The organism is Streptomyces sp. CA-294286 (assembly GCF_050947155.1).
GTDB lineage: Bacteria > Actinomycetota > Actinomycetes > Streptomycetales > Streptomycetaceae > Streptomyces.
The window spans coordinates 784081-803646 of record NZ_CP192004.1; the positions used below are offsets into that span (position 1 = coordinate 784081).

Annotated in this window: 16 protein-coding genes; 4 read left to right on the forward strand and 12 right to left on the reverse strand. The window is 72.0% G+C overall.

The window, feature by feature from the left end:
• Nucleotides 1–71: 71 nt before the first annotated feature.
• Nucleotides 72–482: a RidA family protein gene (locus ACQPZG_RS03430; RefSeq protein WP_433544249.1), complete on the reverse strand. Its 411-nt coding sequence runs from the start codon at nt 480–482 to the stop codon at nt 72–74.
• Between the two features lie 423 nt (nt 483–905).
• On the opposite strand from ACQPZG_RS03430, the gene ACQPZG_RS03435 reads away from it, so the two are divergent.
• Nucleotides 906–1643 carry a haloacid dehalogenase type II gene (locus ACQPZG_RS03435; RefSeq protein ID WP_433544250.1) on the forward strand — a complete coding sequence of 246 codons (738 nt, stop codon included), beginning with the start codon at nt 906–908 and terminating at the stop codon, nt 1641–1643.
• A gap of 66 nt (nt 1644–1709) precedes the next feature.
• Here ACQPZG_RS03435 and ACQPZG_RS03440 read toward each other — a convergent pair whose 3' ends face one another.
• Together ACQPZG_RS03440 and ACQPZG_RS03445 are read right to left on the reverse strand one after the other, a co-directional pair.
• A complete protein-coding gene (locus tag ACQPZG_RS03440; RefSeq protein ID WP_433544251.1) occupies nt 1710–2768 on the reverse strand; it encodes a methyltransferase in 1059 nt (352 codons plus the stop codon).
• Between the two features lie 87 nt (nt 2769–2855).
• Nucleotides 2856–3683 carry a helix-turn-helix domain-containing protein gene (locus ACQPZG_RS03445; protein WP_433544252.1) on the reverse strand — a complete coding sequence of 276 codons (828 nt, stop codon included), beginning with the start codon at nt 3681–3683 and terminating at the stop codon, nt 2856–2858.
• 235 nt (nt 3684–3918) lie between these two features.
• On the opposite strand from ACQPZG_RS03445, the gene ACQPZG_RS03450 reads away from it, so the two are divergent.
• Nucleotides 3919–4581: a lysophospholipid acyltransferase family protein gene (locus tag ACQPZG_RS03450; RefSeq protein WP_433544253.1), complete on the forward strand. Its 663-nt coding sequence runs from the start codon at nt 3919–3921 to the stop codon at nt 4579–4581.
• A gap of 41 nt (nt 4582–4622) precedes the next feature.
• On the opposite strand, the gene ACQPZG_RS03455 is transcribed toward ACQPZG_RS03450, so the two are convergent.
• The 5 genes from ACQPZG_RS03455 to ACQPZG_RS03475 all read right to left on the reverse strand — a co-directional run bounded on the left by ACQPZG_RS03455 (nt 4623) and on the right by ACQPZG_RS03475 (nt 7436).
• Nucleotides 4623–5102, reverse strand: coding sequence for an HIT family protein (locus ACQPZG_RS03455; RefSeq protein ID WP_433544254.1), 480 nt, complete (start codon nt 5100–5102; stop codon nt 4623–4625).
• A gap of 78 nt (nt 5103–5180) precedes the next feature.
• Nucleotides 5181–5621, reverse strand: a complete 441-nt coding sequence (locus ACQPZG_RS03460; protein WP_433544255.1) for a hypothetical protein — start codon at nt 5619–5621, stop codon at nt 5181–5183.
• A gap of 131 nt (nt 5622–5752) precedes the next feature.
• Nucleotides 5753–6004, reverse strand: a complete 252-nt coding sequence (locus ACQPZG_RS03465; protein WP_433544256.1) for a hypothetical protein — start codon at nt 6002–6004, stop codon at nt 5753–5755.
• A gap of 4 nt (nt 6005–6008) precedes the next feature.
• On the reverse strand, nt 6009–6800 hold the full coding sequence (locus ACQPZG_RS03470) for a tetratricopeptide repeat protein (protein ID WP_433544257.1): 792 nt from the start codon (nt 6798–6800) through the stop codon (nt 6009–6011).
• A 264-nt stretch (nt 6801–7064) separates the two neighbouring features.
• Nucleotides 7065–7436, reverse strand: coding sequence for a hypothetical protein (locus ACQPZG_RS03475; RefSeq protein WP_433544258.1), 372 nt, complete (start codon nt 7434–7436; stop codon nt 7065–7067).
• Nucleotides 7437–7970: 534 nt separating this feature from the next.
• Here ACQPZG_RS03475 and ACQPZG_RS03480 point away from each other — a divergent pair.
• Both ACQPZG_RS03480 and ACQPZG_RS03485 read left to right on the forward strand, forming a co-directional pair.
• Nucleotides 7971–9161: an acyl-CoA dehydrogenase family protein gene (locus ACQPZG_RS03480; RefSeq protein WP_433544259.1), complete on the forward strand. Its 1191-nt coding sequence runs from the start codon at nt 7971–7973 to the stop codon at nt 9159–9161.
• Nucleotides 9162–9480: 319 nt separating this feature from the next.
• Entirely contained in the window at nt 9481–11247 is a 1767-nt protein-coding gene (locus ACQPZG_RS03485; protein ID WP_433544260.1) for a bifunctional metallophosphatase/5'-nucleotidase, read from the forward strand.
• Nucleotides 11248–11452: 205 nt separating this feature from the next.
• On the opposite strand, the gene ACQPZG_RS03490 is transcribed toward ACQPZG_RS03485, so the two are convergent.
• The 4 genes from ACQPZG_RS03490 to ACQPZG_RS03505 all read right to left on the reverse strand — a co-directional run bounded on the left by ACQPZG_RS03490 (nt 11453) and on the right by ACQPZG_RS03505 (nt 18751).
• Complete coding sequence (locus tag ACQPZG_RS03490) at nt 11453–13759, reverse strand: MMPL family transporter (protein WP_433544261.1); 2307 nt, start codon at nt 13757–13759, stop codon at nt 11453–11455.
• Between the two features lie 306 nt (nt 13760–14065).
• The gene (gene xdhC / locus ACQPZG_RS03495) at nt 14066–14875 is read right to left on the reverse strand and encodes a xanthine dehydrogenase accessory protein XdhC (RefSeq protein WP_433544628.1); all 810 of its coding nucleotides are present in this window, start codon (nt 14873–14875) and stop codon (nt 14066–14068) included.
• Nucleotide 14876: 1 nt separating this feature from the next.
• Nucleotides 14877–17261, reverse strand: a complete 2385-nt coding sequence (gene xdhB, locus ACQPZG_RS03500; protein WP_433544262.1) for a xanthine dehydrogenase molybdopterin binding subunit — start codon at nt 17259–17261, stop codon at nt 14877–14879.
• Complete coding sequence (locus tag ACQPZG_RS03505; RefSeq protein WP_433544263.1) at nt 17258–18751, reverse strand: xanthine dehydrogenase small subunit; 1494 nt, start codon at nt 18749–18751, stop codon at nt 17258–17260. The genes xdhB and ACQPZG_RS03505 overlap by 4 nt, the downstream gene beginning before the upstream one ends.
• Nucleotides 18752–19566 lie beyond the last annotated feature (815 nt).

The following is a 19566-nucleotide window of genomic DNA, read 5'->3' on the forward strand; positions in this document are numbered from 1 at the left end:
AGCCTGTTCGACGGCCAACGCCCCGACGGACGGTGAGCCACTCCGCATGTGCGGCGTCCGATGCAGAGGTCTCAAGAATCGAGCACGGCGGCGACGGCCTCGATCTCGACGAGTTGGGCGTCGTAACCGAGCACCGTGACGCCCATCAAGGTGCTGGGGACGTCATGGTCGGCGAACGAGTCCCGGACCACCTGCCAGGCGGCCACCAGGTCCTCCTGCCGGGTCGACGCGACGAGAACCCGAGTACTGATGACGTCCTGGAGCGAGGCCCCCGCAGCAGCAAGAGCCGCCTGCATGTTCTCGATGGCTTTCGCTGCCTGCCCCGCGTAGTCCCCGATCGCCGCCGTGGACCCGTCGTCGTTCAGCGGACACGCCCCGGCGAGGAAGATCAGGCGTGCCTCGGCGGGCGCCGTGGCCGCGTAGGCGTACTCGGCGACATCGGACAGGGAGGCGGAGCGGATCAAAGCAACGGCACGAGCCATGGTGGTGGCGGCCTTTCTCCTCGGGTGCAGAGCGCCGACATCCTGCCAGTGCTGGAGCTGCTCCCGCCTTCCCTTTTTGCCACAACCTCCACCGCCGCCCACGTGATGGGGCCCGTTCGGCCGGAGCATGGACGGCCACGCCACTTCCCGAGCCGACGAGCCGACGAGCCGCCGAGCCGACGAGCCGCCGATCCGCCGGGGCGACGAGCCGCCGGGACGCCGAGCCGCCGGGACGCCGACTGGGCGTGCTCGGCGGGACACCGGTTCTGCGTTGTCGGGCTCGCCGGGCATGGTGCTCGCCGGGCGTGGTGGTGGACGTGTGGGTCGCGCAGCCCGTGCCGGTGAGGGAATGCCAGGGGGCTCCTGGCGCGTTCCGGCAACAGCCGCCCCTACGCCCCTGCTTCCGTCCAGGAGACCTCTCTCATGTCAGCTCTCCCGTCAGAGCCAGAGATCGGTGCCGTCGTGTTCGACGTCCTCGGCACGCTCGTCGACGAACCTGCCGGTATCCGTGCCGGCATTCGCGAACTCGCCCCCGCTCTCGACGCTCCCGAGGTCGAGCAGCTGTTGTCGCTGTGGCAGCAGCACATCGACGGCGAGCAACGCCGCATCATCGACGGCATCCGGCCCTACCTCGCCAGCGACGGCCTCGACCTGGAGGCCGCCCGGCTCGTCGCCGACGCCGCCGGAGTCGGCGACCCGGCTGCCGTGGCGGCGCTGGCCCTCTCGGCTCGCAGGCTCTCGCCGTGGTCCGACACCGTGCCGGGGCTCGCCCGCCTCGCCGAACGGTTCCCGCTGATCGGACTCTCCCACGCGAGTCGTACAGCGCTGCTGCGACTCAACGCCCACGCCGGACTGCGCTGGCACCAGGCCCTGTCCGCCGAGGACGCCCGGACCTACAAGCCGGACCCAGCGGTCTACCAACTGGCCGTCACGGTCTCCGGACTGCCGCCGGAGCGGCTCCTGATGGTCGCGGCCCACGCCTGGGACCTGCGAGGGGCACAGGGCCTCGGCATGCGCACCGCCTACGTCGCACGTCCTGTCGGCGACCCGCCCACTTCTTCGGACGAGTTCGATCTGCACGCCGTGGACCTGGCCGATCTCGCCGACCAGCTCGACGAGCCCGGGTGGAAGGCGTCGAACACCGGGGCGCGGCAGCCCTGACTCCGGCTTCGGCCGCGGCCCGCCCGGCTCATGGCCGTGACGGGCCCTGCGGCCCGCCGCCAGCCGTCAGCAGGGCGCGGCTTCGATGAGGGAGAAGGGTGCCGCATCCGTGAGCAGGGTGACCGACGTGAGGGACAGGCCCGCGCGACGGCACACGTCCTGGAAGTCCTTGCGGGTGCGCTCCCTGCCCCCCACGTTCACCAGCATGTTGAGGTCGCTCAAGTACGTGATTCCGCCGTCGGTCACGTCGGCGCCGGTGTCGACGACTTCGGGAAGTACGGGCTCCACGATCAGGACGAGCCCGCCGGGCGGCAGCACCTTGCGGCAGTTGCTCAGGATCGCCACCGCCTGGTCGTCCGTCCAGTCGTGCAGGACGCTCTTCATCAGATAGAGATCCGAGCCGCCCGGGACCGAGCGGAAGAAGTCCCCGGCGATCAAGGAGCAGCGTCCGTGCAGCCCGTGCCGCTCCAGAGTCCTTGGCGCCTCGCTGAGACCCTCCGCCGTATCGAGGACCGCACCGGTGAGGCCCGGATGCGCGTCGAGCACACCGGCCAGGAGGGTTCCGTTGCCTCCGCCGACGTCCGTGACCGTGCTGAACCGGCCGAAGTCGAAGGCGTACGGGAGCGCGGCGGCGGCCCCCGAGACGGCTTGGCCCATCGCGGCGTTGAACTCCGCGGACAGCTCGGGGTGCTGGGCGAGGTGGCTGAAGAAGTCGGTGCCGAAGACGCGGTCGAAGGCGATCTCGCCGGTACGGATGCTGTCGTCCAGATGCTCCCAGGCACGGACGATCGTCGGCTCGGTGAACATTCGTACGAACGACGCGAGGGAGTCGGGGCGCCCGGAGTCGAGGAGTGCCCCCGCCGGGGTCGCCGCGAAGGCGCCGGGGGCGTGTTCCGTCAGCAGGCCGAGCGCGGTCATGGCGCGCAGCAGCCGCGTCATGGGCAGGGATTCGGTTCCGGCGTCGGCGGCCACGTCGGCAGCCCGGCGCGGGGCGTCGCCCACCAGCTCCATCACCCTCAACCGCAGTGCCGCGCGCAGGGTTTGGGCGGCCATGCTCCCGAACGCGAGCCGCACGATCAGCTCGTGGTCGGCCGTACTCGCTGCTCGGACATCGCTGTGGGTCACAGGTGTTGCCTCTCCTGGTGTGGTGGTACGTGCAGGAACCGGCGTGGGCGCTCGTGCCTGTGGCCGGTCCCTTCGGTGTGGGCGCGGTCAGGTGGCGGACGTACTCCCGCGGGTCAGAGCGCCCGGCGTGCACCCGGCGAGGGCCAGTACGTCACGATGGAGATGCGGTTGGTCGGCGTAACCGCACGCCAGGGCGACGTCGCCGGCGCTTTGGCCCGCGCCGAGCGCTCGGGCCGCATGGTCGAAGCGGACCAGCATGGCGGCACGCTTGGGGGTGAGGCCGGTCTGAGCAGTGAACCTGGACCGCAGCCGCTTGCGGCTCCAGCCGCAGGAAGCGGCGAGGTCACCGACCCGTATCCGACCCCGACGGGCCACGATGGTGTCCCAGGCGGCGGCTACCTCGGGCGACATCGACGGCGCCCCCGCAGCCCGCTTCGCGAGGAACTCGTCTGTCAGCGCGAGGCGTTGCTGCCACGTCGCAACATCGGTCAGTTGCTCGCGGAGGCGTCGCTCGTGCTGCCCCCACAGCTCCTCAAGTCCGTGCACGGCTCCGTCCAGTTCGCGCGGCGGGACGCCCAACAGGGCGTAGGCGGCCCGGGGTGACAGGCACAGTTCGACGCACTCGACGTGCTCGCCCCGGATGCGGGCCCGGCCGGGCGACATCGAGGCGACGAGGCTCCTCATGGGCTGCCGCCCGGTGGCACTCTCCACCGTGACCGGGCTGTCCCCGAGCCCGATGACGACGATGACGGCGGGCTGAGGAAGCACCCGCATGTCCAGCCCGGCAGCGGCGCGGTCACGGAACCCCGCCATCCGTACGCCGTCGAGGGACGTGCCGCCGACGGGGCGGGCGACCTCCCAGCCGTTCTCGGCATCGCGATCCGCAGGGGCTGTCCCCGCTTGGTGTCTGCGCATGCCCTTACCGTCGCCGACTTCGGCGGTCCTGTCTTGTACGAAAGTTCCGTCGGCCGGTGAGGTGCATCGGACGGTTCGCCCCGGGCGGGTTGGGGTGCCACGTGGGTTGGGTTCCGGACGGTTGAGGTGCCGGGTGGGAGAGGGTCCCGGGCAGGATGAGTACGGCTACTCAGGTCCGCGGCGTTCCCGTGTCCGATGATGCAGATCAACATCATCGGAGTCAGGGGACCGACACATGCTCAGCCGCCTCGCCGACGTTTTGGTTCCGGCCGTGGGACGCCTTACGGTCACGGCCGATCCGGGTGCCGGACTGGCCCCCGGCAGCATCATCACCGCGAACCACACCTCCCTCGCCGACCCCGCCGTCGTGCTCGCCGCCCTGCACCGCCTCGGGGCCCGTCCGGTCGTCATGGCGACCGCGGGGCTGTGGCGCGTGCCGGTGCTCGGGCGCATGCTGGCCCGCGAGGGGCACATCCCCGTCCATCGCGGCGACCGGCGCGCGGCGAGTGCCCTGGACGGGGCCGTCGAGGCGCTGGAGCGCGGACGCCTGGTCCTGATCTACGCCGAGGGCGGGCTCCCGCGCCGGGCGGACGCCGCGGAAGCAGCCCCTGGCGCCTTCCGTTCCGGTTTGTCCCGGCTGGTGCAGCGCACGGGGGCCGCGGTCGTGCCCGTGGGGCAGGCCGGTGCGCGCAGAGTCACCTCCGGAAGCAGGGCCAAACAGATCGGGGGCCTGCTCACGGCGCCGTTGCGTCGCCCGGACCTGCACGTGCACGTCGGGCTGCCGGTCGAGCCGACGGTCGACGGCGTCATCCGTACCGGACACGCCCACGCGGCGGTGACGGCCGCCTGGCGCACTGCCGCCGCCCGGCTCGGCGAGCCGGCGGCGTCGGCTGCGTAGTTCGGCGAAGCCCGCCCGTTGCTGCCTTCAGGACCGCACCTTCAACGTACGTCCGACAGCCGGTCCAGCTCCGCGCGGATCGCTTCCCGCAACTCGTCGTGCTGCGGGCCGAGCGCGCACTCGGCGTCGTGCCAGCTCGCGCGCGGATACAGCCAGACAGGCATGTGCACGAGATCAGCCGGCTCCCACTCGAAGCGCGGCCACACGTGCGCATGCAGGAAACCGTCGGTATTGCCGAGAATCTCCAGGTTCACCCGGCGGAAATCCGGATCCAGGCGCCCGCACGCCCGCTCGACTGCTTCCCCGAGCCGGTCCATGTCGGACAGGAAGGCCAGGCGCCTCGCCCGCGGCAGGTCCGACAGCCGTTCCACCGCTGGGTCGTCCGTCAGCAGCACCGCGTATCCGGGCAGGAACTGTACGTCCCCGATCACTGCGAACCCCGCCTCAAGACGCCTGAGGACGGAGGGGTTCTCGCCGCGCAGCGCACTTCTTATGCGGTCCGCCCGCCAGTCGTCACTCATGACGGGGACGATACTCTCCACGGTCGGCCCACCAACTGCCCCACTGGTTTCGCGCGTGCGGGTGCCGGTGATCCGGGATCAGCGGCGGCCGGTGGCGAGCGTGACGAGGAACTGGCCGCCGCCCGCTTCGACTTGGGCGGTCACGGGCAGCCCCGGTACGAGTCGGGAGAACCGGTCCACCAGCCAGTCCGCCGCCTCCTGGGCGTCCCGCTCGGTCGGACAGCGGCCGACCATCTCGCGGCCCCCCTTGCGCTCCAGCCTCGTGGCAACGGCGATCAGCGGCGCGGGCTCGACCACGTACAGGTGCTCCGGCCAGGCGACGACCGCCTTGACCGCACCCTTGCGGGTGTTGCACCCGCGGTGCGCGAGCCGCTCGGCGACCTTGGCCTTCCGGTCGGCGGTCCGGCTGTCGACGCTGGGGCCCCGCGGGTCGTTGACCGACTCGTCGGGATCGACCGGCTCGTCACACACCCAGCAGCGCCAGCCGTCGCGCTCTGCCACATCATCAAGGAGACTCACCCGAGCAACCTAGCCTGTCCGGCCGCCTCTCCACGCATCAGGTACCCGCGAGGCCTCCTCCAGGTCGGCCACGAGCACGGAACGGGGCGGCGAGCTCCCGGTCGAGACGTCCGTCCCTGCACCGGCGTCGTTCACGGACCGGGGTTCGTGCTCCCCGGCTGCGACGCGGCCTCGGCGGCCCTGCGTCGCCACGACCTCGCCCGGCGGGCGTGCCCCTGGCGTTCCGCGAGCTCCGCCAGCCGGACCATCGCTCCGGCGTCCCCGACCGCGGCTGCCTTCTCGTACCAGCCCTGAGCCGCGTTCAGGTCGCCGTTCTTCTGCCCCGTGCGTGCCAGAGCCAGCATCGCGTGGACGTCGCCCTTGCGGGCGCGCTCCACCATCACGGCCTCAAGTTCGGCGAGTATCTCGGCGCGGCTCAGAAGTGCCGCGAGCCCACGGTTGCCCTCGTCGTCGCCTGCGGCGGCCGACCTGCGGAACCACGCCTTGGCCGTCTCCCGGTTCGTTCTGCTCCAGGGCGACGACTCCGAGGGTGTTCATCGCCGCGGTGCAACCCCCGGCGGCTGCCCGGCGGGCCCACTGTTCGGCTTCGACGTCCTCGCCCCGCCGGTGCAGCAGCTGTCCGAGGACGTACGCGGCGTCGGCGTGACCCGCCTCGGCGGCACGGCGGAACCATGCCTCGGCCTCGACGTCGTCGCCCCGCTCGCGGCACAGGGAGCCGAGAACGGCCATCGCGTACGCATTGCCCCCCTCGGCCGACCGCCGGTACCAGCGCTCGGCCTCGGTGTGCTCTCCCCGCGCGCGCAGGAGGTACCCGACGATTTCCATCGCGCGCACGTGACCCCCGCCGGCAGCCTCCCGCAGCAGCGGTTCGGCCTCGGTCTGCCGCCCCCACTCGTGCAGCAGCACACCCAGTGTGACGGCGGCGTCGGGGTGGCCCTTCTCGGCTGCCCGGCGCAGCCACCGTTCGCCGCCCGACCGGTCGTGGTGCGTACTGAGATGCAGGCCGTACCGGAACATCGACATGACGTCACCGGTCCCGGCGGCCTTCCGCAGGCGTTCCGGCCCGTCGTCGTTCCTTCGGCTCCCGGTTCTCCACGGCACGAGCATCCCCCTTGCGTCCACCGGTACTTGACCGCCCGCGTCACCGATGACGAGGGCGCGAACCGGTGTTCCCACCATGGTGACCCGACCGCATCCCGTGTTCCAACGGGTGCGCATCGGCCGAACGCGCCGCATGCCGCAGGAGGAACAGGACGGGCGCGCGGCCGTGGTGGTGACGGTGGTGGAGGCGGTCGTGGTGCTCGGTGGAGCGTCGCTCGTCAGCGGTCCACTGTCCGTCCGTGTCCGGGCGTACCGGACGGAATCCCCCGCGGGGGACCGGGGGACCGGGGGGACGGGAGCGCGCCGGGACGGCCGAACGTTTCTGCGTACCGGTGGCCGCTGCTACCGCGGTGGCGAGACCTGATGGGGAGTGCCGTGGGGATCCGTGCCCGAGGGGCCCACGGCCGGGCCGGTCGGGGGGCCTTCCGCACGGCCGCCCGGCGCGGGGGGCCGCGCGCCCAGGCGCCTCCGGGGGCCCTGCCGCTCCAGGACCGCCGTGAGGGTGGCGACGGATGCCTCCTGCTGTGCGAGCAGGGCCGCGAGCGTGGACGCGGCCCGGGACGCGGCGCGGGCGGTCCGTACCCGTTCGGCCTCGGCCAGCGCGGATGCCTCCTGGGCCCGCCGGTAGCGCCCCTGCGCGTCCTCCAGCGCCCGCTCGACCGCGCGACAGCGGGCGACCGCGTCCTGCAGTACTTCATCGTCCTCGTGCGTCATGCCAGGCTCAACGCCTTCGACGCGGACGGGGATGCGGGCTGTGCGGAACGTGTCCCGCGCTTCGCCGGTCGCGCGGGGAAACGATTCGTCCGCCCGGGTCGTACGGCAGCGACGCCCGGAGGTACGGGACGTGCGCCCGCCTCCCGCACCGGCACGGTGGCCGTTCCCCGTACGGAGACCGGCTGTCGGCGGGAGCCGCCCACGGGTTCGTTCCGGGTGGGGGCGCGGAACCGCGCACCGGCGTCTCGGGCGGTGGTGGGTCCGCCCCCGCGGCGTCCCGCCACGGGCGGAAGGCGGCACGCGCAAGGCACGGCTGCCGACGGCCGCGACGGGGGCCCCGAGTTGTTCGCGGTCGCGAACCCGGGCATGTTGGGTCGAGGACGTCGAGGTCGGGGCGGGGGGCCCGGGGCGGCACGCGCGGATCGTGCCGCGCATCGCAGAGGGATCAAGGGGTACGAGGTCCGGCAGCGGACGATCACTCACCGATCACCTTCGACGATCATTCACCCACTCGCGCGGCACGAGGGCGGACAGATGGCTGACACGGCTGACGGCATGCTGGTAGAGGACCTGTACCGGTTCGAGGAACTGCTGGACGACGCGGAGCGGGCGACGCTCCACCGGGTCCGCAGGTTCCTGCGCGAGGAGGTCGCCCCGCACGCGGACGCCTGGTGGGCAAAAGCGGCGTTCCCGCGCCACCTCATCCCGCGCTTCGGGGAACTGGGCATCGCCGGCATGGGGTACGAGGAGTGCGCGGGCGCTCCGGCGAGCAGTTTGCTCAGCGGGTTCATCGCGCTGGAGATGGCGCGGGTCGACGCGTCGGTGGCCACCTTCTACGGGGTGCACGCCGGGCTGGCCATGGGGAGCATCGCCCGGTGCGGCTCGCCGGAGCAGCGCCGCCGCTGGCTGCCGGCCATGGGCCGGATGGAGCAGATCGGGGCGTTCGCGCTGACCGAGCCGCAGGGCGGGTCCGACGTCGCACTGGGGCTGCGGACCACTGCGCGGCGCGAGGGCGACACCTGGGTCCTCAACGGCGAGAAGCGGTGGATCGGCAACGCGACCTTCGCCGACCTCGTGGTCGTCTGGGCCAGGGAGGAGGGGGAGGACGGCGGTGTGCGCGGCTTCGTCGTCGAGACGTCGACGCCGGGCTTCAAGGCCACCCTCATCGAGAACAAGATCGCCCTGCGAACCGTCGAGAACGCCGACATCGTCCTCACGGAATGCCGGGTTCCCGAGGAGAACCGGCTCCAGGAGGCCCATGGCTTCCGGGACACCGCGGACGTCCTGCGGCACACTCGCAGCGGCGTGGCGTGGGAGGCCGTGGGAGTGATGCTGGCGGCGTACCGCATCGCCCTGGACTACACCCGCGAGCGCGAGCAGTTCGGGGGGCCCGTCGCCCGGTTCCAGCTGGTCCAGGACCTCCTGGTACGGATGCTGAGCGATGCGACCTCCTGTCTGGGAATGGTCGTGCGGCTCGCCCAGCTGGAGGATGCGGGCACCTTCCGCGACGAGCACTCCGCGATGGCGAAGGCGCACTGCACCACCCGGATGCGGGAGGTCGTGGGCTGGGGACGCGAACTCCTGGCGGGCAACGGCATCGTGCTCGACTACGGCATCGGCCGTTTCGTCGCCGACGCGGAGGCCCTCTACTCGTACGAGGGCACCAGGGAGATCAACACCCTGATCACCGGTCGCGCCGTCACGGGCATCGGCGCGTTCGTCTGAGCCCGCACCCGTACCCATGACTCCTTGCGCACCGTCTGCGGGGCCTGGGGCGAACTGTCGGCCACCGCCCTGCCCGTTGCGTCAAATGGGCGCATATCAGAATTCATATTGATAAATACGTAGATATTCCTATGAGTGGCTTTACTGTCCAGGCGTGACGACTACGCCAAGTGCTGTCCCGGGCGCCTTCCTTGCACCGTCGCCGGGTGCCTGCCGACCGGACCCGGGGCGGCGGGCCTTCCTCGCCGCGGTGGGCGCCGTGGGCATGGGCGCCGCGGTGGGTGCTCCCGCTCACGCTTCCGACCGGGCGAGGGAGGGCGTGCGCGACGACGCGTACGTCGACGTCCAGTTGCTGAACATCACCGACCTGCACGGGTACCTCCAGGGACCGGCCGGCAGCGATGCGGTCATCCAGGGCGCGGGCGGCGTCAGTTACAAGGTGGGGGGCGTCGCCGCGATGGGCACCCACCTCCAGCGGTTGCGCAAGGGGCGGCGCAATTCGCTGTTCTTCGCGCCGGGAGACCTCTTCTCCGGATGGGAGTTCGACTCGGCGGCGTTCGCGGACGAGCCGACCGTGGAGGCGCTCAACGCGCTGGGGCTGGACTTCGCCACCGCCGGGAATCACGAGTTCGACAAGTCGCCCTCGTTCCTGACCCGCCACATGATGGAGGGTGAGCCGTTCCCGGTGGTGGGGCGGGACACCGGGTTCAGGGATTCCACCGGACAGCCGTTCCGGGGCGCGGACTTCTCGTACTACAGCGGCAACGTGGTGCGTTCGGGCAGCGGGCAGACGGTCCTGCGGCCGTATCACGTGGAGTACGTACAGGGCGGTCCCGGCAACCGCAGGCTGCCGATCGGGTTCATCCACCTCACGGTCGTCGGCATGGAGAACATGCCCGGCTCCTACCACCCCGGCCTCCGGACGCTCGGCGACCTCGCCACCGCGGACCGGTGCGCGAGGGAGCTGAAGGCGCGCGGTGTGAACGCGATCGTGCTGTGCATCCACGACGGGGCGTCCGCCGGTGACGACTTCAACAGCGGCAGCAATCCGTTCGGGCCGGCCTACGACCTCGCGCTGAAGGTCACGCCGGACATCGACGCCATCGTCTGCGGGCACTGGCACAGCCGCTTCAACATGATGGTGCCCGATCCGCTCGGAGTGCCCCGCCCCTTCGTCGAAGCCGGGTACCACGGGCAGGTCATCAACGAGATCAACCTCTCTCTGGACCCGACGACCGGAAAGGTCGTCCGCGACCTGACGGTGTCCACCAGCCACCCCAACACCCGTGACGTGCCCCCGCATCCGAAGCTCAAGGCGATCGCCGACTACTGGGCCGAGCGGGCGCTCGAACGCGCCAGGAGCCCGATCGGCAGACAGAGCGGCCCCTTCACCCGCGTGCGGAACGCGGCGGGGCAGAGCACCATGGGCGATCTGGCCGCCGACTGGACACTGTGGGCGGCGAGCACTCCGGTTCCGGCGAACGACGACTCCAACATCCACCCCTTTCTTCCCGCGCAGCTCGCCCTCGTCCCCCTCGCTCCCCAGGACGGGCTCCCCGTCATGCGGGGCGACCTCGTCCCGTCGGCCGACGGCGGGGACACGGTGACCTTCGGGAAGGCATGGGCGGCGATCGGCCGGAGCAGCCCCACCGTCAGCGTGACGGTGACGGGCCAACAGATCCACGACGCCCTCGAACAGCAGTGGACCAAGGACTCCGCGGGAGCGGTACGGTTCGCCCCGCTGGCCGTCTCGCACAACGTCCGCTACTCCTTCAACTCCGCGGGCGCGGTGGGGGACCGCGTCGACGCGGCGGAGGTGTTCATCGACGGCGCACCGCTGCGGCCCGGCGCCGACTACCGTGTCGCCTGCACCTCCCGCACCGTCCTCGGCCTCGACGGCTTCCCCGCACTCGCCACCCACCGCAGGCCCTACCGTTTCGAGCGCGACTGCGAGAGCTTCATCGCCTACGTGCGCGCGCAGCCGATGCTGACCCCCTCACCGCTGAAGCGGGTCACGGCATACGAGAAGAAGCGCCGCAGCCAAGGCGACCGGGCCACCGTGCGCACGGGCTCCGCAGGCCGCTGACAGCTGCGGTGACCTGTCCCGGGCGGGCAGGACGACCGACATGGTCGAGAAGGGGCAGGCGGGCTTCGTACGGCCGCGCGCAGCGGCGGGCTTCTTCGTGCCGGAGCAGGGTCCGCTCCCGGAGGCGGACCTGCGGGCGTTCCGAAGTGCTGTACGCCGCTGCCCGGGTCGTGTGCGGCGGGCGGGCGGGCGGGATCGACCGGCGTCAGGCGCGTGCCTTGTCGTCGTCCGCCGCGGCGGCGAGCGGCGGCCCGTCCGGACCGGCACCGCGCGGCGACGGCAGGGCGTCGGCCACGGCGTCCGCGTGCTTTGGAGGCTCGATGCTGATCCGGGGCAGCAGCCGGTCCAGGCGGGCGGGAAGCCACCAGTTCGCCCCGCCCAGCAGGTGCATGAGCGCCGGCACGAGCAGGGTGCGCAGCACGAAGGCGTCCAGCGCGACCGCCGACGCGAGCGCGATGCCGAACATGGCGATCACCCGGTCGCCGCTCAGTACGAAGGCCAGGAAGACCGCGATCATGATGACGGCCGCCGAGTTGATCACCCGGCCGGTCTCCGCGAGTCCGACCCGTACGGCCCGGCGGTTGTCGCCCGTGGCCAGCCACTCCTCGTACATCCGGCTGACCAGGAAGACCTGGTAGTCCATGGAGAGGCCGAAGAGGACGGACACCATGATCACCGGCAGGAACGGCTCGATCGGCCCCGCACTGCCCAGGCCCAGCAGCTCGCTGCCCCAGCCCCACTGGAAGATCGCGACCACCACGCCGAACGCGGCGGCCACCGCCGCCACGTTCATGACGGCTGCCTTCACCGGGATGCCGACGGAACGGAAGGCCAGCAGCAGCAGGACGCAGCCCAAGGCCACGATCACCCCGACGAACAGCGGCAGCTTTCCGACGATCACATGGGCGAAGTCGTCGTAGCTCGCCGTGATGCCGCCCACCGAGACGTCGAGACCGGTGTTCCGCTCCACGCCGGGCAGCACGTCCGCGCGCAGCCGGTCGACGAGTTCGCTCGTCTCACGCGCCTGGGGCGCGGAGTCGGGAACCACCGTCAGCGCGGCCGTCTCCCCGTCGTGGCCGAACGCGGGGGGACCGACAAAGGACACGCCTTCCGTGGTGCGCAGCGCCGCCGCGAGGTGTTCCACGCCCTCCCGGGCCGCTTCGTCCCCGCCCCCGCCGGGCCCGCCCGGCTCGGCGACGAGCGTCAGCGGGCCGTTGGCGCCGGGGCCGAAGCCGTCGGCGAGCATCGTGTACGCCTGGCGGGTGGTGGACGAGGCCGGGTTGTTGCCCTGGTCGGAAGTGCCGAGCCGGAGGGAGAACGTGGGGATCGCGAGGACCACCATGATCACGGCCGCGAGCAGGCCCAGCAGCTTCGGACGGCGCTCCACGAGCGCGGACCACCGGGTCGCGAGGCCGCCGGTGACCTCCGGGCGCGGGCCGTGCGCGGCCAGCCGCGCCCGTTCGCGGCGGCCGAGCGCCCGCATGCCGATGAAGGACAGGAGCGCCGGGAGGAGGGTGACGGAGGCGACGACGGTCAGGACGACCGTGAGGGACGCGGCGACGGCCACACCGTTCAGGAAGCCCAGACGCAGGATCAGCATGCCCAGCAGGGCGATGCAGACCGTGACGCCCGCGAACACGACGGCGCGTCCGGTCGTGGCGACGGCCTCGGTCGCCGCCCGCTCGACGGACAGGCCGCGCCGCAGCCCCCGCCGGTGCCGGGTCACCAGGAACAGGGCGTAGTCGATGCCCACGCCGAGCCCGATGAGGGTTCCCAGCATCGGGGCGAAGTCGGCGACCGTCATCGCGTGGCCGAGCAGGGTGGTGCCGGCGTAGGCGGTGCCCACGCCGACCAGGGCGGTGGCGATCGGCAGGAGGCTCGCGGCGACGGAACCGAACGCCAGGAAGAGGACGACGGCGGCCACGACGACCCCCACCGCCTCGGCGAGGTGGGCGTCCGGGGCCTCGGTGAGGGCGATGGCGCCGCCGCCGAGAGCCACCCGCACGTCGTCGTCCGCGGCGGCCCGCGCCGTGTCCACGACGGCCTGCGCCTGCTTGGTGGGGAGGTCGTCGGCCTGGGCGTCGAAGGTGACCGTGGCGTACGCGGTCCGCCCGTCCCCGCTGATCTGGCCGGGCCCGTACCGCACGGGAGAGTGTCCCGCCGTGTCGGAGCCGCCCCCGGACGGGTACGGCCCGGTCACGGCGCCGACCCCCGGCAGTCCGGCGATGCGGTCGAGCACCTGTGCCATGCGGTCCGCCACCGCGCCGCCGGCCGCGGGGCGACTGCCGCCGTCGGCGTGCCAGACGACGGTGGAGACGTCACCGCCGCCGTCCGCGAAGTGGGCGTCGAGGAGGGCGCTCGCGTGACCCGACTCGGTGCCGGGCACGTCGTAGTCGTTGGAGTAGGCGGAACCCGCGGAGACGGCCGCGGCGGACGTGGCCCCGAGGGCGAACAGCCACAGGACGACGGTGGCGAGCCGGTGCCGGACGCACCAGCGGGCGAGGGCGGTCAACGAACGTGCTCCTGGGTGGATCGTGTCCCGCGCAGGCGAGGACGGGCGGACCGCGTCGGAGGGACGACCGCTCCACCTCATCCGTGTGCCCTGCGTGACGGGCGAGCTGGCAATGAAGCCACTCTTGCACCGAAAGTGCGCCGAACATCCGTTTCATGGCCTTACTCACAGTGCCCAGGCGGGGGACCGGGGGCCCTGGAAGCCGTCCCCACCCGTCCGCCGGTACGCCGACGGGCGCCCCGTCGGTGCGCGTGCGAGGTGCGCATCCGACGGGGCGCCGTTCGGCCGTGGCTCTCCTCGCAGGGCTCAGCCCCGGTCGTCCTCGAAGGCCCGGAGCAGGTCGGCGGCGACGCTCACCGCGATCGTGGCGGGTTCCTTGCCGCTGATCGTGGGCAGTCCGATCGGGGTCTTGATCCGGTCGATGGTGTCGTCGTCGTGGCCGCCCTCGGTGGCGAGACGTTTGCGGAACCGGGCCCACTTGGCGGCGGAGCCGATCAGCCCGATCGAGCCCAGGCCGGGGGTGCGCAGGGCTGCGTCGCACAGCGCCGCGTCCTCCGCGTGGTCATGGGTCATGATCAGCACGTGGGTGCCGGGCGCCAGCTCCGCCAGCACCTCCTCCGGCAGCAGCGGCACGTGGTGCACGTGGACCTGCGCGACGGCGTCCGAGAGGACGTCGAGCCGCTCGTCGGCCAGCATGTCGGCCCGGGTGTCGATCAGATGGAGATCGAGGTCGTGACGGGCCAGGACGCGCGCGAGCTCCAGTCCGACGTGCCCGACACCGAACACCGCCACCGCGGGGACCACCGGGAGCGGTTCGAGCAGTACGGTGACGGCACCGCCGCAGCACTGCACGCCGTGCGGACCGGACACCTTGTCGTTGAGGGCGAACTCCATCAGTTCCGCTTCCGGGCGCGGCGCGTCGATCAGCTCGCGGGCGCGGTCGATCGCGACGGCCTCGATGTTGCCGCCGCCGATGGAGCCCCACGTCCCGGTCCGGCCCACGACGAGCTTCGCGCCGGCCTTGCGGGGCGCGTGGCCGCGCACGGTCGCGACGGTCACGAGCACGCCGGTCTCCCGGCGGGTCCGCAACCGCGCGACCGCGGCCACCCAGGTCATGTCAGGCATTGCTGAGCGCGTGGGTGCCAGGGGTGATATCGGTGCGCTTCTCGTCGCCCTCGCGGACCGACTCGATGGCCCAGTACACCGCTTCGGGAGTCGCGGGGGACGCGAGTTCCACACTGGCCCCGGAAGGGCCGAACGCGGCGGCGGCCTGCCGCAGCGCCTCGCGCACCGAGAACGCCAGCATGAGCGGCGGCTCGCCGACCGCCTTGGAGCCGTACACCGCGCCCTCCTCGGTGGCGTTCTCCATCAGCGCGACGTTGAACTCCTCCGGCATCTCCGAGAAGCTCGGCAGCTTGTACGTGCTCGCCGCCTGCGTCTGGAGCCGGCCCCGGTGCGGCCCGTCACCGGTGTCCCAGCGCAGGTCCTCCAGCGTCAGCCAGCCCGCGCCCTGCACGAACCCGCCCTCGACCTGGCCGATGTCGATCATCGGGGAGAGGCTGTCGCCGACGTCGTGCACGATGTCCACGCGCCGGATCCGGTACGCGCCGGTGAAGCCGTCCACCTCGACCTCGGTCGCGGCGGCCCCGTGGGAGAAGTACTTGAACGGCGTGCCGCGGAAAGCCTTCGCGTCCCAGTGCAGCCCCTCGGTGCGGTAGAAGCCGGCCGCCGAGAGCTGGACGCGCTGGAAGTACGCGGTGCGCACCAGGTCCTCCCAGGCCAGTTCCTTGTCGCTGCCCAGGACCCGGGCGACGCCCTCGACGATGCGTACGTCCGAGGCGTTGCCGCCCAGCTGGGTACCGGCCACCTGGTGCAGCCGCTCGCGCAACTGCTCGCAGGCGTTCTTGATCGCCCCGCCGTTGAGATCCGCGCCCGCGCTGGCGGCGGTGGCGGAGGTGTTGGGCACCTTGTCCGTACGGGTCGGCGCGAGGCGCACCCTGTGCAGCGGGATGCCCAGCGTCGTCGCGGCCACCTGCATCATCTTGGTGTGCAGGCCCTGGCCCATCTCGGTGCCGCCGTGGTTGATCAGGACGGAGCCGTCCTTGTAGATCAGCACCAGCGCGCCGCCCTGGTTGAAGGCGGTGAGGTTGAACGAGATGCCGAACTTGACGCCGGTCAGCGCGAGCGCCCGCTTGGTGTGCGGGTGCGCGGCGTTGAACGCGGCGATCTCGCGCCTGCGGTCGGCGAGGGAGGCGTTCTCCTTCACCTGCTCCCAGACGGCGGAGATCCGGTCGGCCTGGGTGACCGGTTGCCCGTACGGCGTGGTCTGGCCCTGGCCCGGCCGGTAGAAGTTGCGCTCCCGCAGCTCGACGGGGTCCAGGCCCAGCAGCGGGGCGACGCGGCCGAGGATGTCCTCGATCACGAGCATGCCCTGGGGGCCGCCGAAGCCGCGGAAGGCCGTGTTGGAGACCGTGTTGGTCCTGGCGATGCGACCGGCGACCCGGGCGTTGGGGATCCAGTACGTGTTGTCGATGTGGCACAGCGCGCGGGCGAGCACCGGCTCGGACAGGTCCAGGCTCCAGCCGCCGTCCGCGGTCAGGGTGGCGTCGAGTGCCTGGATGCGGCCCTCGGCGTCGAAGCCGATCTTCCACGAGGCGTGGAAGCCGTGCCGCTTGCCGGACATGGTGAGGTCCTGGGTCCGGTTGAGCCGGAACCGTACCGGACGGCCCGTGAGCTTGGCGCCGAGGGCGGCGACGGCCGCGAAACCGTGCGGCTGCATCTCCTTGCCGCCGAAGCCGCCGCCCATCCGCAGGCACTGCACGGTCACCTCGTGCGCCGGGATGCCCAGCACGTGCGAGACGATCTCCTGGGTCTCCGACGGGTGCTGGGTGCTGCTCTGGATGAACAGCTGGCCGCCCTCGTCGATCAGGGCGAGCGCCGCGTGCGTCTCCAGGTAGAAGTGCTCCTGTCCGGCGAAGGTGAACTCACCGGTGAAGACGTGCACGGAGTCGGCGAAGCCGGCGTCGACGTCACCGGTCTCCATGTGCGGGCGGGCGCCGTGGAAGCTCTCGGCCTCGATGGCCTCCCGCACGGTGACGATCGCGGGCTTCTCGTCGAGCTCCACCTCGACCGCCGCCGCGCCGAGGCGGGCCGCCTCCAGGGTCTCGCCCAGCACCCACGCGACGGCGTGGCCGTAGAACATGACCTCTTCGGGGAAGAGCGGCTCGTCGTGCTTCATGCCCGCGTCGTTGTCGCCGGGCACGTCGGCGCCCGTCAGCACCCGGACCACGCCGGGCACGGCCAGCGCGGGCTCCGTGCGCAGGGCGGTGATGCGGCCGTGCGCCTTCATCACCTGGACCGGGTAGGCGTGCAGGACGTCCTTGGTGCGGTGCACCAGGTCGTCGGTGTAGAGCGCGGCGCCCGTGACGTGCTGGAAGGCGCTCTCGTGCGGCAGGGAGACGCCGACGACCGGCTTCTCGGGGCGTTCGGACAGCTGACTCATGACGAAACCGCCTCGGTGGTGTGCGCGTACAGCTTGTGCAGGCTCTGGCCGAGCATCGCGGAACGGTAGAGGGAACTTGCGCGGTGGTCGCTCATCGGCGTCCCCTCGCCCCGCAGCACCCGGGCCGCGGCCTCGACGGTCTCCCGCGTCCACGGGTTGCCCTCCAGGGCCGCCTCGGTGGCCAGCGAGCGGATCGGGGTGGCGGCCACGCCGCCCAGACCGATGCGCGCCTTGCGTACGATGCCGCCCTCGATGTCGACCGCGAAGGCGACCGCGACGCTGGAGATGTCGTCGAAGCGCCGCTTGGCGATCTTGTGGAAGGCCGTGACCCGCGACAGGGGCGTCGGGATGCGCACCGCGCGGATCAACTCGTCGGGGCGGCGCACGCTCTGCCGGTACCCGGTGAAGTAGTCGGCCAGCGGGACCACGCGCTCGCCGTCCGCACCGGCGAGCACCAGCGAGGCGTCCAGCGCGAGCAGCACCGGCGGACTGTCGCCGATGGGGGAGCCCGTGCCGAGGTTGCCGCCGAGGGTGGCGCTGTTGCGGATGAGCCGGGACGCGAACTGCGGGAACAGCTCCGCCAGCAGCGGCACGGTGCCGTCGAGGCGGCGTTCGATCTCGGTGAGCGTGACCGCCGCGCCGATCTCGATGTACTCGGACTCCACGCGCAGCTCCCGCAGTTCGGGCAGCCGGTCGATGGCGACGACGCAGTTGTCCCGTCGGGAGCGGATGTTGACCTCGACGCCGTAGTCGGTGCTCCCGGCGACCAGGACCGCCTCGGGGCGGTCGCGCAGCAGCCGGACCGCTTCGTCGAGACTCGCCGGGCGCACGAACGTGCTGTCGCCCTGCGTGTACGAGGTGGCCACCGGCTCCGGCGGGGACTGGTCGCGGCGCTGTGCCAGCGGGTCGTCACCGGTGGGTTGGCCGACCGCGTACGCGGCGTCGCGGATGGGGCGGTAGCCCGTGCAGCGGCACAGGTTGCCGCTCAGCGAGTGCAGGTCGAAGCCGTTGGGGCCGTGCTCGGGGTCGCCCTGGTCGGCGACCGTGCCCGCGGCGTCGGCGGTGTCGGCCGACGCCTCGTGTGCGCAGCGGTCGGGGCGGTAGTACTCCGAGGCCATGCTGCAGATGAACCCGGGGGTGCAGTAACCGCACTGCGAACCGCCGCGGACCGCCATCTCCTCCTGCACCGGGTGCAGGGTGGCGGGCGTGCCGTCGGCACCGGGGGTGGCGAGGCCCTCGGAGGTGATGACCTCCTGGCCGTCGAGTGCCGCGGCCGGGAGCAGGCAGGCGTTCACCGCCACCCAGTCGGTGGGCTTGTTGACACCGGGCCGGGCCACCAGCACCGAACAGGCGCCGCACTCGCCCTCCGCGCAGCCCTCCTTGGTGCCGGTCAGGCCGCGCTCACGCAGGAAGTCGAGCACTGTGGTGTGGGGTGCGTCCGGTGCAAGGGGGGTTTCTTTCCCATTGACCGTGATTCGCGCGCTTACCATGACAAAACCTCATTTTTGGGCGCAGTCAGCCAAGGTGCCGTAATGGCCATTTCGGGAGTTTCCTCTTTCGGTGGTGCGGCGTGCGACGCGTAGCCTTCGACGGCGCGTCCCGTGGACGGGAGGCGCGGATCGGCACGCTACGACGCGCATGCGGTGCCGAGGCGGAGAGAGTTCACAACATGCCGGGGCCCTGCCGAACGGGGCACGCCGGAGGAGGGGCTGCGTCAGCAGCCGTGCGCGACACGCCCCGGCATCCAGGCCGTACGCCGGGCGAGGCGTTGCAGGTCGGAGATGATCGACATCCGACGTCGCCTCCCTTCGGTGCGTGGCTCTGTGGTGCGCGGGCTCTGTCGTTCGAAATTACGTCGCGGAAGGTGCGGGGGTCAAGCTTTGTGCGAAAACTCAAAAGCGATTCGGTACGAGTTCTGAAAGAGCGGTCAAAAACCGCGAAGTGATCCTGCGGCGGCCGAGCCCCACCGTTCGCCCGTACGGGTGCCGGGCCGAGCGGGCCGCGGTGCGGGGAACGGCGTGCGGGCCGAAGCCGCAGGAGCGTCGGCCGGCGCGCTCGACGGTGGGCCGACCCGCTGCCCGGAAGCCTCCGTCCGTACGGTTCCCTCCTCCGGTCCCGGAGGCATGACCGGGTGGCGCAACTCCCGTGCCATCGGCAGCAGGCCGCCGTCCCCGGCTGCCTGCGTCCCTGCCGCCGACCCGCACGACGCGACAGGAACGCGGCCGCTCCCGCGCAGGCCCGTGAGCGTCCTCGGGCCCGTTCGACGTCCCGCGTCCCCGCCGCTGCCGTGCTCACGGAGTTCCCT